Source organism: Tychonema sp. LEGE 07196, from assembly GCF_963890365.1.
Taxonomy (GTDB): domain Bacteria; phylum Cyanobacteriota; class Cyanobacteriia; order Cyanobacteriales; family Microcoleaceae; genus Microcoleus.
Genome location: NZ_CAWPRX010000092.1, coordinates 22,269 through 36,049 on the forward strand (window position 1 = coordinate 22,269; position 13,781 = coordinate 36,049).

6 protein-coding genes are annotated in these 13,781 nt (G+C 46.6%); 2 read left to right on the forward strand and 4 right to left on the reverse strand.

The window, feature by feature from the left end; all coding sequences use genetic code 11:
- Positions 1-49 precede the first annotated feature (49 nt).
- From AACV78_RS11365 to AACV78_RS11380, 4 genes are all read right to left on the reverse strand, one after another.
- Positions 50-9,835, reverse strand: a complete 9,786-nt coding sequence (locus AACV78_RS11365; RefSeq protein WP_194008319.1) for a tetratricopeptide repeat protein — start codon at positions 9,833-9,835, stop codon at positions 50-52.
- 207 nt (positions 9,836-10,042) lie between these two features.
- Complete coding sequence (locus tag AACV78_RS11370; RefSeq protein WP_228042184.1) at positions 10,043-11,044, reverse strand: homogentisate phytyltransferase; 1,002 nt, start codon at positions 11,042-11,044, stop codon at positions 10,043-10,045.
- Between the two features lie 57 nt (positions 11,045-11,101).
- Positions 11,102-11,233: a hypothetical protein gene (locus AACV78_RS11375; RefSeq protein ID WP_255512910.1), complete on the reverse strand. Its 132-nt coding sequence runs from the start codon at positions 11,231-11,233 to the stop codon at positions 11,102-11,104.
- Complete coding sequence (locus tag AACV78_RS11380) at positions 11,218-12,171, reverse strand: methyltransferase domain-containing protein (RefSeq protein ID WP_194008320.1); 954 nt, start codon at positions 12,169-12,171, stop codon at positions 11,218-11,220. Before AACV78_RS11380 ends, AACV78_RS11375 begins: the two co-directional genes overlap by 16 nt.
- Between AACV78_RS11380 and AACV78_RS11385 the strand changes: the two genes are divergently transcribed.
- Positions 12,165-12,302 (forward strand): hypothetical protein, encoded by a 138-nt coding sequence (locus tag AACV78_RS11385; RefSeq protein ID WP_194008321.1) that lies wholly within the window; start codon positions 12,165-12,167, stop codon positions 12,300-12,302. The genes AACV78_RS11380 and AACV78_RS11385 overlap by 7 nt on opposite strands.
- Positions 12,303-12,408: 106 nt before the next feature.
- On the forward strand, positions 12,409-13,743 hold the full coding sequence (locus tag AACV78_RS11390; RefSeq protein WP_194008322.1) for a TrkH family potassium uptake protein: 1,335 nt from the start codon (positions 12,409-12,411) through the stop codon (positions 13,741-13,743).
- Positions 13,744-13,781 lie beyond the last annotated feature (38 nt).

Here is a 13,781-nt window from a genome sequence, read left to right on the forward strand (position 1 = left end):
TTACTACGAACAATTTTCCGAAAGTTTGTAGTCAGGACTTTAGTGTTGTCTACATATCAGCAATTACATCCAAAAAACGCTTAACTTGTTTTTCCCAAGTCCAATCAAGCATAAAATTAGCGGCAGCTAAACCGCGATTTTTTGCTTCTGTGTGATTAGTATAAACTTGCTCCAAAGCATCGACTACTTCTGCAACATCCGACTCTCCCCAACCTTCTACACCGGGAAAATGAGCTGTCGGTTTAACTCGTCCCTGATGCGATAAAGGATAGCAAATATTGCTGTAAATCAAGTCTAAATGGCCAGTATTTGCTGATAAAATAGTCGGAATTCCGCAGGCCATACTTTCCATTGCGACTAAATTAGTGCCGCCTTCGCAGCGGTTGGTGAAAACAGCGCAGTCGGCTTCTCGCAAAATTTGTCCTGAGAGGTGATTGGGAATTAAGCCGATGTCGATAAAAGATTCAACTGGCAAACCGTTGGCTGCTAACCATTGGGAAATTCCTAAACTTCCGTCGCGGTTGATGTTGGGAAATCCCGCAACGTTTCCGGTTTGTTCCATTCCCAGCATATATTGAGGCCAAAAGTTGTGCCACGCTGTTAGTAACAGCGCTTCTGGATGCGAGGCGCGAAATTGTTTGAATGCGGCAATTACTATGTCTTGGCCTTTGCGATATTCTAGTTTGCCGCCGGAGAAAATGACGAAGCGATCGCCAAATAGATTAGATTTGGGTGCAGGATGGAAAATTGTCGGGTCAATTCCTTGATTTACCATCGCCACATTTGTTAAGCCGCAGCTTCGCAAAACATCGGCATTCCAGTTAGAACCGGCGACAATCGCGCTATATTTTTTGGCTTTTTCTAGTGCTTCTGCTGTGATTCGCGTGTCTTCAAAAAAGATGACTCCTACTTGACAATCGCTGGTAATTTGATTCTCAACTCCCGACGAAACTAAATTATTTCCCAAACCGTAAAGTACGGGAAAGTTGCAAGCAATTTGTTTGTCAGAATTCGCGGTTACTAATTCCTGAAAATCTTTCTGTTTTTCTATTACGGGCAATAACAGCGATTTGTGCAGCGGATTGATTGACTCTGAGGTGATGGATGGCGGTGCTAAAAGTGCTACTTTCCAGGCGGGATTTCGCAGCAGTTGCAGTGTTAAATTCATGCCGTAAATTCCCCAGCCGCTGGTGATGCTGAGCGGCCAACTGATGCCAATTCCTGTTATTTGTGGCCGGGTTTCTGGTGGGAGATTTTGAGGAATTAGCAGGGGCGGTGTGTTGGTTTCCTGCCCTTGGGAAGTATAAATTAGCTGTTCTAGGGCTGCTTTTACCCGATCGCCCACACCATCCCAATCACCCGGTTTTTCCGGGCGAAACAACCGCACAGTGGGATACCAAGGGCTGTCTTCGCGATCGAGCATCCACCGCCAATCCGGCATAAAAGACAGCAAAATCCACACCGGTTTCCCCAACGCCCCGGCTAAATGCGCCACAGCAGTATCGACGCAAATTACTAAATCCAGTTGGGAAATAATCGCTGCAGTGTCGGCAAAATCAATGCAATGTTTGCTCAAATCTTGAACTTGCTGTTGATTTAATAAAGCGTAATCCTTCGCTGGCAAATCTTTTTGCAGGCTGTAAAAACTCGCTCCCGGAACATCTAAAAACCTTGCAAAATTGCTCAACTTACACGAGCGATCGTTGTTTTTGCGGTGCAGCGGGCCGCCCGCCCACACAATACCTACTTTTAGTTTATTGTTCGGCTCTAAGAAAAATTTACCATCCTCTGGCGGAGCTAAATAAGGAATATTTACAGGTATATTTTCCAAAGTTGTTCCCAGAATTCTGGGCAAACTCATTAGCGGCGTTTGTACTTGAAAATCCACCATATCTTGCGGCTTTGTTACTACAAGATCGATTCCGGCAACTTTTTCAAACAAACGCTTCAGCGACAGATGACAAGCCACAATAACTTTGCCACCTTTTTGCTTAACTAAAGGCGCGTAGCGGATAAAATGAATGGTGTCGCCCAAACCTTGTTCGGGGTGCAACAATATTGTTTTTCCCTGCAAATCTGAACCGTCCCAAAGCGGTTGATCGAAATATCTGGGTTCCAATTCTTGAGTTTGCCAGCGCGATTCGTATTCGGCAAAACCGCGCTCGAAATTTCCAGTTAAGAGCAAAGCTAAGGCTAGTCTCAAACGCCAATTTGGCGAGTTGGGACGTAATTGAATTGCTTTATTGTAGAATTCGATCGCCTCTGCGACTTTTCCCTCTTCCGCGAGGGCACAACCCAAGTACAAGTTTGTTTCGCTGAGATTGGGATTAATTGCTAGGGCTTGTTTGTAGTGCGAAATAGCCTCAACTATTTGCCCGTTTTCCTGTTCGATCTCGCCTAAATAACTGTGGGCTGCGGCGTGGTTGGGCGAGGCGGCAATTACTTGTTTGTAGCGAGCCGCGGCTTCGGCTTTTTTCCCTTGTTTTTGCAAGGCATTTGCTATGTGATAATCGACATCGATTGCTGTCAGTTTGCAATCGGAGGTGAGACTAGGCTGTGGCGAAGAATCCCTCGCAACAGCCGAGGATGTTGTTAACTCTTGCAAAGCTGCTTTTACGCGATCGAATACTTCCTCCCAATCGCCCGGTTTTTGCTGGCGAAACAGCCGCGCCGTCGGATACCAAGGGCTGTCTTCGCGCTGCAACATCCACCGCCAATCCGGCGCAAAACACAGCAAAATCCATACCGGTTTGCCCAAAGCACCGGCTAAATGCGCCACAGCAGTATCAACAGAAATTACTAAATCTAGTTGCGATACCACCGCCGCAGTATCGGCAAAATCGTTCAAATTGTCGCTCAAATCGATCGCGGAAGTTTGAGTCAACAAAGTACGATCGCCCGCCGATAATTTTTTCTGAAGACTGTAAAAAGTTACGCCCGGAATATCTAACAATTTCAGAAAATAGCTTAAATCACTCGATCGCACAAAATCCTTCAAATGTTCCGAACTTCCCGCCCACACAATTCCCACTTTCAAATTGCGATTCCCTACGGGATAGCTGCGCTTCACGGAGTTTAGGGAAAATTGCCAATTCGGCGGCGCTGCTAAATAAGGAACATTTGCCGGTATATTTTCTAAATTTGTTCCCAGAATGTGCGGCAAACTCATCAGCGGTGCTTGCACTTGAAAATCGGACAATTCGTCCATCCGCACCGCCACTTGTTCGATGCCAGGAATCTGCTTGAATAAACGCTGGAGTTCTTGATAGCAAGAAAGGATTACTTTGCCGCCTTTTTGCTGCACGATTGCCGCGTAGCGCACAAACTGAATTGCGTCACCCAAACCTTGTTCGCAGCGAATCAAAATAGTTTTAGAATGCAAATCTGAACCGTCCCAAATCGGCCGATCGAAATTCAACCACTGCGTTTTTTTTGCCCCATCGGTTTGCCAGCGCCATTCGTACTCGGCAAAACCGCGAAGCAAGTCACCTGTTAACAGCAGCGCCAAGGATAAATTGAAGTGAGCTTTAGCACAATTTTTATCAAAACTAATAGCTCGATTGTAACATGAAATTGCCCGATCTACCTCGTTCTTGGCTTCTAAAACCGTGCCTAAATTGTTGAGCGCTTCTACGTGATTGGGCTGCAAAGATATTGCAGTTTCTAAACTCACCAAAGCTAGTTCGTATTGGCGTGTTTCTAAGAATAAATTTCCCAGGTGATAATGCCCTGCGGCGCTGTCAGGTTCTATCTCAATTGACAGACAATAAAGACGTTTAGCTTCTTCTAGCTGATTTGTTGCTTGCATGGCCGCGCCCAAATTTACGATGGCCGGCACGTAATTGGCATTGATGGAAAGTGCTTGATTAAAACAGGCGATCGCACTTGACAACTCGCCCTGCTGCTGGAGTATCGCGCCGAGATTGTTGAGGGCTTTGACGTAAAGGGGATTTAGGGCGATCGCCTTTTGGAAACAAGATATAGCATCGTCTATACGGCCCTGAGTTTGCAGCAAAATACCAAAGTTATTTTGCGATAGAGCGCAGTTAGGGTCGATTTCGATTGCGCGCTGATAATATGTTGCAGCCCCTGTTAAATTGCCTGTTTGGTGCAGCGTTACCGCTAAATTGGTGGCTACCTCTACCGAATTTGGCTGCAAAACTAAAGCATTTTCAAAACACGTAATCGCCTCAATAAATTTTCCTTGCGACTTCAGCAGATTTCCCAGATCGAACTGTTGCTTAGCCAAGTCAATATTTAGCTGAATTTCTATTACTCCTCGTTCTTCCTGATGGTGAGCAACTCTTTCTCGGAGCGCCAAACCAACCACTTCTAAAACTCCTTCCCAATCTTGTGCTGTTGACTGGCGAAACAAGCGCGCCGTCGGATACCAAGGGCTGTCTTCCCGTTCCAACATCCACCGCCAATCCGGCACAAAACACAGCAAAATCCACAGGGGTTTGCCCAAAGCACCGGCCAAGTGCGCCACAGAAGTATCCACCGAAATTACTAAATCAAGAGCAGATATTGCGGCTGCTGTATCGGCAAAGTCGTGCAAATAAGAGCTTAAATCTGTCATAGGCATTTGCTCTAATAAAGCACGTTCTTCTGCTGTTACTTCCTTTTGCAAACTGTAAAAATCTGCTCCGGGAATATCTAATATTTTGGCCAACAAATTGAGCGGAAACGAGCGCACTTTATTTTGTGAATTGTTAGTATTGCCGCACCAGACAATCCCTACTTTTAAATTAGTAGTTTGCTTGAAAGTAAATTCCCCGCCGGGAGGCGGAGCTAAATAAGGAACCTGGGCGGGTATATTTTCTAAGGTTGTTCCCAAAAGGTGCGGCAAACTCATGAGGTGCGCGCGAACTTGAAAATCCGGCGCTGCTTCTGGACTAATTATCAACTGATCGATTCCCGCAACTCCTGCAAACAATCGGTGCAAGTGCGGCAAACACCAAACAATTACCCGACCGCCTTTTTGCTTGACTAATTCTGCGTAGCGGATAAATTGAATTGCATCGCCCAAACCCTGTTCCGGGCAAAGCAAAATTGTTTTTCCATCCAAATCTTTGCCGTCCCAAATCGGTTGGAGAAAGTTGTATTGCGGGAACTGTTTTTTTTCAACTACCAGCCGCGATTCGTACTCTGCAAAACCGCGCTGAAAATCTCCCGCCAGCAGCAATGCTAAAGCTAAATTTAGGTGAGATTCGGGGTTGGCAATATTGAATTCAACTGCTCGATCGTAATAGGTGACAGCATCTGCAAATTGTCCGCTTTGGTGCAGAATGTTTCCCAAACCGTTGAGGGAATTGAGATAACCGGGTTTGAGTTCGATCGCCCGATTGTAACAATCCATCGCCTCCGTCATTTTTCCCGCTTCCTCAAAAGCTTTAGCGAGATTGTTCAAAGCTTCGGGAAAGTCGGGTTTCAGGCTCAAAGCTTGCTGATAGCAGGCGATCGCATCTTGAATTTTACCTTGTTTGTGCAGGACAATTGCCAGATTGCAGCGAGCGCCCGCACTGGCTGGATATTTTTGAATCGCTTGCTGGCAAAAGGCTAGAGCCTCATCTAACCGATCTTGGTTTGACAGCCAATTCCCAAAAGCCAGATCGGTTGCTGCCAAATCGGGTTCCAGCGCCAGAGCTCGTTCGTAATAGGCGATCGCATCTGCAACTCGGCCCTGCCGGATCGAGGCGTATGCTAAGTTGTGCAAAGCGTCGAAATAATTGGGATCGAGCTCGATCGCCCTTTCGTAATTCGCGATCGCGCGATCGTAATCCGCGCCCGCTTCCTCCCCTTGTTTCTCCAAAGCAATTCCCAAATTTAAATAAGCCGCCGCGCAATCAGAATTTACTTGAATCGCTTGCTGATAAAGCTTTACAGCCTCATTCACATTCCCTTCTTCTTCCCGCAGCAGCCCCAAATTAATCATCGCTTCAGCGCAATTCGGGTTCAAAGACAGCGCCCGCTGGTATTGTGCGATCGCCTCTGCATTTTCCCCTGCTTCCGCCAGGGCGCTGCCCAAATTGCTGGCAGTTTCCGCCAAATTCCCGTCGATTGCTAGCGCTTGTTGGTAGTGCGCGATCGCCTCTGTCAAGCGCCCGACGTGCTGTTTGACAACGCCTAAATTGCTGTGGGCGGCGGCGTAATTTGGATCGATCGCGATCGCCCGCTCGTAACATTCGATCGCACCGCCAAAATTGCGCTGCACCTGCAAATTTCGGCCAGAGCGAAACTCTGCATCCGCCGCCGCCAAAGGCACGTAGGCTGGGGAAACCAGGCGGCCCAGAGATTGCGCCACCAGAGCGAAAACCGACGCCCAATCGCCCCTGCTGGGCTGGCGAAACAGCCGCGCCGTCGGATACCAAGGACTGTCTTCGCGCTCCAGCAGCCACCGCCAATCCGGCGAAAACGCCAGCAAAATCCACACCGGTTTGCCCAAAGCGCCCGCCAAATGGGCGACAGCGGTATCGACGGCTATCACTAAATCCAATTCGGCGATCGCAGCAGCAGTATCGGCCAAATCCCCAAAATGCGAGCTCAAATCGACGATTGGAGTTCGATCCAACAGCGCGCGATCGACCTCGGAAACCTCTTTCTGCAAGCTGTAAAAACTTACCCCCGCCACGTCCAAAAGCGGCAGAAACTGACTTAAACTGCAAGAACGCTGCATATTTTTGCGGTGTTTGGGATTCCCCGCCCAGACAATCCCAACTTTCAAATTGCGATCGGGCAAAAGCCCAAATTTAGCACCCGCATTCCCAGATAAATAAGCAGTATTTGCCGGGATTGTTTCCACCGTTGTACCCAGAACATAGGGCAAACTTAACATCGGCACTTGCACGTCAAATTCCGGCAGTGGCTCGCCTCTAACTATTAGCAAATCAATCCCTTCAACCGTTGCAAACAAACGTTGCAATTGCGGATAACAACCAACAATGACCCTACCGCCTTTATTTTTGACGATCGCAGCGTAGCGCACAAACTGAATCGAATCGCCCAAACCTTGTTCGGCGTGCAGCAAAATAGTCTTTCCCTGCAAATCGGAACCATCCCACAGCGGCCGGTATTCTCTCGCCGCCACTGTATTTCCCGGCCCAGCCAAAAAACAGGAATGACCGATTTTAAATTCATTAATTTTCCAGCGCCACTCGTACTCCGCCAGACCATTTTCCAAATCTCCCGCCAACAGCAAAGCCAAGGACAAATTGAGGTGAGCGCTAGCATGATCTGGATTCAAAACAATCGCCCGTTTGTAGCAGGCGATCGCCTCTTCTACCGCGCCTTTTTCCAGAAAAGTCCTGCCTAAATTGTTAATAGCTTCCACAAAATCCGGCAGCAATTCGAGAGCTTTGTGATAATATTCTAGGGCATCTTCTAAATTGCCTTGTTCTTGCAAAACTGTTGCCAGATTGTTGTAAGCTTCCCAACTGTGCGGCTGAATTTCCAGCGCCCGCCGATAGAGGTGAACCGCCTCTAAAAGTTCGCCTTTTTCTTGCAGCGCCACCGCTAAATTTATCAGTGCGGGTACGAAATCAGGATCGGCGACTAGAGCTTGTTCGTAATGTGCGATCGCCTCTGCGACTTGACCTTGTTCCTCAAAAATTTTTGCCAAATTGTAAGCTGTTTGAGGAATATTTGGATCGAGGGCTAAAGCTTCTCGGTAATGCGGAATAGCTGCATCTAACTCGCCATTTTCTTGTTTGAGAAAACCATAATTAATCCGGGCTTGCACGCAATTTGGAGCGAGAAATATGATTTGTTCGTAAAGGGCGATCGCCTCTTGCTTGTCGCCTGTTTCCATCAACTTTTCGGCTTGCTGCAACATATCCTCTAAAACAACCGAATTTTCCCCATTAGCCGCCCTAGTAATAGATGTTTCAATTGGCGGCATTTGCTCGATTGCTACGCGGTTGGCCAGCGCTTCGCCCGCTGTCAAAAATATTTTTTGGCTATCCTCAACCAAGCTAGCATTTGTCATTTCCAGCGCTGCAGCACCGACTGTCTTTGCGATGGACAAATTTTTAGTATTATCCTCGGAATAAGTAGCAGAATTGGCGATCGCCAACAAACTCAAAGCCGCCTGCACATCCTGAACCAATTCTCCCCAACCTTGCGGCTGACTTTGACGAAAAAGCCTAGCAGTTGGATACCAAGGATTGTCTTCGCGATCCAGCAGCCAGCGCCAGTCAGGTGCAAAAGAAAGCAGCACCCAAACCGGTTTTCCCAAAGCACCCGCCAAGTGCGCCACAGAAGTATCGACACTAATCACCAAATCCAGTTGAGATATAGCAGAAGCCGTATCAGCCAAGTCGTTTAGGTGCGGGCTTAAATCCGGCACCAAGTGGTGATTGAGCAAAGTGCGATCGCTCTCGGACAAGTTTTTTTGTAAACTATAAAAAGCGATTCCCGCCACATCAAAAAACGGAATAAAATCGCTCAAACTGCAAGAGCGCTGATTGTCTTTCCGCCTGGTTGGATTCCCCGCCCAAACAATCCCCACCTTCAAATTTGCATCAGAAGCCAGCGCAAATTTGCACTCCGCAGGCGGAGTCAAATAAGGAACATTTGCCGGGATTGTTTCCAGAGTTGTCCCCAAAATTCTGGGCAAACTCATCAGCGGTGCGTGAAAGTCAAATACTGGTAAACCCTCAAAACTAACTGATAAATATTCAATGCCGGCAACAGTCGCAAACAACCGCATCAGTTCCCGATAGCAAGCCACCATAACTTTAGCGCCTCGGCTGCGAAGAATCGGCGCGTAGCGAATAAACTGAATCGAATCGCCCAAGCCTTGTTCGACGTGCAGTAAAATAGTTTTTCCCTGCAAATCCGAACCATCCCAAAGCGGCTGTTGAAATTGCCTCGGCGGTAGTTGCGGAGTGCGCCACCGCCATTCGTATTCAGCAAAACCGCGCTGATAATCTCCGAACAACAGCAAAGTTAAACTAAATTCGAGGTGTGCGGTGGCGTTGTCTGGCTGTAATTCCAAGGCTCGACGGTGACAATAAAAAGCTTCTTGAAAATTGCCTAAATCCACCAATGCGTGTCCGAGGTTGTTAATAGCATCCACGAAGTCAGGCTTTAAGCTTAATGCTTGTCGGTAGTGGTCTATGGCTGCTTTTGTATTGCCTTGTTCGTGGTAAAATGCTCCGATATTATTTTGCGCGTCGGGATTTTGCGGTTCTATTTCTAAAGCTTGCTGGTAGCAGTTGAGAGCTTCGGTTAATTTATTTTGTTGCTGCAAAACTCTGCCCAAGCCTAGCAGAGAATATGTCAATTTAGAATTTATTTGTAAGGCGTGCAAATAACAGGTTGCTGCATCGTCGAATTTATTTTTTTCTGTAAAAATTTTACCTAAATTGTGGGCGGCTTCTACCAGGTTTGGGTCGAGTTTAAGCGCTGCTTGGTAATAGACAATTGCCGCGTCTGTTTCGCCTAATTGCTGTTTGAGCCAGCCCAATTTATTGCAGGAGAGTGCGGAATTTGGCTGTATTTTGATAACTTGTTCGTAACTGGCGATCGCCCTTTGATATTCGCCAACATCCATCAAAACATGAGCTTTATTTAAATGTGCTTCTACAAAATCCGGGTTTTGGGCGATCGCGCGATCGTAAAAATCGATCGCCTCAGCAACTTTTCCCTGCTGTCTCAGCGCTATTCCCAACAAACAAAGCACGTTTGCTGACTCCGGCTCGACTTCTACGATTTGCCGGTACAAATTTTCAGCTTCTAACAAACGCCCCGCTTGGTGATGTTCCCAAGCTCTTTTCAAACAGTCTTCAGCACTCTGTTTAACGGCAGATTTTTGCAGTTTTTTCTTAGAAGCCATAGTTATCTTTGTTGTTTGGGAGTTCGCTAACTTGTAATTACCAACTGATTCTAATTTGTTAACTATTCCTTCCTTTCTTCTTCCCTCAACATTGTTAAATCCTTTAAATTTATTAAAGTGATTACAAAATCGGTTCTGAAATGACCTCCCTTAAATCCGTTACATCCGTTACATCCGCTACAAAAGAAGCGGACGTACTTCCTTCATTTACCCTAACAAACAAGCTGCTGGAAAAATCAAATATTCTAAGAAAAACAACTTCCAGATAAACTGATAAAAATCCGCAATTTCTTTTTGCTCGTCTAAATCAACTTTCGCGCTCCAAAACCACATCAAACCCAAAGCCGTCAAATGAGAAACTGCCAAAAATATTAAATTAACATTAGACAAAACAATGACTCCCGCCACAGTCGCGCCCAAATAGCAAACTGTCAACACCCAGCGAGACAAATTAAAGACGGCCGGCTTGCCCAGCTCAATCGTAAACGTAGTAATATTGTATTGCTTGTCGCCTTCCATATCGGGGATATCTTTGAAAATGGCGATCGCAAAAGTAAACACCACCACAAACACCGTCAGCACCCAAACTTCCGCAGGAATCGCAAAAGACACACTATCCAAACTCCAGCCCGAAAAAGCGCTTTTCGCCCTTCCCAAACCCAACACCCAATTAAAGTGTAAAAATAACCCTAGATTTACGATCGCCCCCCGCACCGTAAAAATGCACAGCGCCGCCCAAAAAGGAAACCGTTTCAGCCGAATTGGGGGCAGAGAATAAGCAGTCCCGATCGCCAAACTAACGCCAACTGTAGCCAGCAAAAACGGCCCTTGCAAAACAGCAATCAAAATTGCTAGAATTCCCGTTACAGCTACAATTAATTCCCCAGTTTTTTGAGAAAATGCTCCAGAGGCGATCGGCAAATACGGCTTATTGATTTTATCAATTTCAACATCTTCTAACTGGTTCAATCCCACAATATAAATATTGCCGCAAATGCAAGCCAACCAAGCACAAGCAAGGGGCAAAAATATCGGATTCACAAACAGTTGTGCGCTTTGGGCGATCGCGTACAAAGCCAGCACGCTCAACGTAGTCCCCACAATCGTATGCGGTCGAGAAAACTCCCAAAATGCCCTCACCCAGCTTTGCGGAGCCGAGCCATCTTTATCTTTATCAATCCAAGACTTATCAATCGAATCGTTGCCCATAAATCCCACACCCGCACCAGAAATAATATTAAGTAAAGTGGAAATTATCCACCTTACTTAATTGAACTTACAGCCAGAAATATCATCGACCAAACCCTCTTCCCTCTTCCTTCTTCCTCCTTCCTTCTTCCTTCTTCCTTCTTCCCTCTTCCTTCTTCCTTCTTCCTTATGATTTATTTTACAGCACAAATCAGTCCGAAACGAATCAATCCGCTCTGATATCCCCGGCTCATCAATCCGAGAGCAAGTGCAGCTTGAACAGTTGTCCAACCGCTTGTCAGCAAACCCCAAATTGCGCTCGGAGTCAATGCAGAATCGATCACCACATCCCAAAACGGAGCAACTGCTTTTGACCAATCAGCGCTGCGAATATTTGTAAAAGGCAAACTGCGGACAATTTCCTCATATTCCGGCAAAGAAATCACGTAAGGTAAAGCATAAACCCGGTAAATTTCTGCCAACTCCTTTCTTTCTGCATCAGTTAATTCTCCCGCCGTTTCTCCCACCGGGCGGTGACACCAAGTTGCCAAAATCAAAGTTCCTCCCGGCTTGAGCACGCGACAGCATTCCTGCAAAAACTTAATTTTGTCGGGCATATGTTCGCCGCTTTCGAGGGACCAAACTAAGTCGAAGGACTCGTCAGGAAAAGGCATATTCAAAGCATCTGCTACTAAAAAGTTAACATTGCTTTCGAGTCCTGCAATTTTAGCGCGTTCAGTCGCTCGGTTGGCCTGTACCGGACTCAGGGTGATGCCGGTGGCCTTCACGCTAGCGCCCGTTTTGTTTTGTTCGGTCGATCGCCCAAAATCTCGATCGACCCCACCATCCGACTGTAAATTATTTTGGGCGATCGAACTAAACTTTTCAGTCAAATAAAGCGTGCTACCGCCGATTCCGCAACCGACATCTAAAATGCGGTAAGGTTCGCAGAGTGCCTTCTCTGAGGGTACTCCAGCCCAGCCCAGCAGTTCTTCGATCAAATCTATCTGAGCCTGTCGGCGCTCTTTTTTCAAATTGCCATCCGCGCCGTAGTAACCGTGGTGCATATGTTCGCCCCACACCTGTTCCCACAAACCGCTAGAAGCGTCGTAGAGTTCCTGAATTTGCTGGTAAAGTGTTGATGTCATTGCCAGATCGCAAGTTATTAAAGGAATTCTACCGTTATTTTCCCGATGTTGTCATGGAATGTGACGATTTGGTGCGATCGGTCGATCGGCATTCCCCAGACCGAGATATCCTTATTTATACCCCTGGATAGATTTGTCGGTTTCCTCTCAAATCGAAAAATCTCAAATCGATTTGTCGATTCCCTCTAAAATCTAAAATCTAAAATCTAAAATCTAAAATCTAAAATCTAAAATCGAATGACTGTCTCGCGAACCATTTGCTTGGGCTTTCTCGCCGTCATCGCCGCAGGTGCTCTACTACTGATGATGCCTTTTTCCACAATCGATGGAACTTGGAACAATCCCATCACAGCACTCTTCACCTCGACTTCCGCTGTTTGCGTCACAGGCTTGTCGGTTGTGGATGTCGGAAAACATTACTCTTTTTGGGGACAACTGTGCCTACTTTTGCTCGTGCAAATAGGAGGCTTGGGCTACATGACAGCCACCACTTTCTTGCTGCTGTTATTAGGCCGCCGCTTTGGCTTAAAAGACAAAATTGCCCTGCAACAATCTCTTGACAAATCCGGGCTAGCCGGCGTAGTGCAACTCGTGCAGTCAATTCTAGCAACAACCGTTTTGTTTGAATTAACTGGAGTCTTTTTGCTGATGTCGGTTTTCGTCCCAGAATACGGATTCAAAGAAGGTCTGTGGGCTGCCATATTTCACAGCGTTAATGCCTTTAACAATGCCGGCTTTAGCCTCTACTCAGATAGTTTTACCCGCTACGTCAGTTCGCCTGTGCTTAACTTGACAATCGGCAGTTTGATCGTATTTGGAGGAATCGGCTATCAAGTAATTATGGAAATGTACCTGTGGCTGCGCGCTCGCTTCAACAAAAGCCCGGTATGTACAGTTTTTTCCCTAAACTTCAAAGTTGTCACCAGTACAACTGTTGTCCTTTTATTTTTAGGAACGCTAATCTTTTTGGTGCTGGAATACAACAACCAAGCAACTTTAGGCCCTCTCAACATTTTTCAAAAGGTAATGGCAGCTTGGTTTCAATCTGTTACTTCCCGCACGGCGGGATTTAATACAATTAACTTCGGCGAAATGAGCGACGCAGCGCTATTTATGACGATCGCCCTAATGTTTGTCGGTGCCAGTCCCGGCAGCACCGGGGGCGGCATCAAAACCACAACTTTTAGGATCTTGTTTAGCTGTACCGCAGCAGTTCTCGAAGGCCAGGAAGATGTGCAGTGCTATCAGCGTCAAATCCCGCCAGCAATGATTTTGAAAACAATTAGTGTAGTCTTCGGTTCCCTGTTAGTCGCCTTCACCTCTGCAATTTTAATTCAGCTAGCCAATCCCGAACTCGACTTTATTAAAGTTTTGTTTGAAGCCGTGTCAGCTTTTGCCACTGTCGGTCTTTCCACAGGGATTACAGCTAAGATTTCATTGATCGGCAAGTTGGTTTTGATTGCTACAATGTACATAGGTCGGGTTGGCGTGTTGCTGTTGATGAGTGCCGCTGTCGGCGACCCCAAACCCAGAGCTTTTAAATATGTTGAGGAAAGTTTGTTAGTTGGATAAAAAATTCTGCCTTATTGCTGATAATCTAAACAATGGGT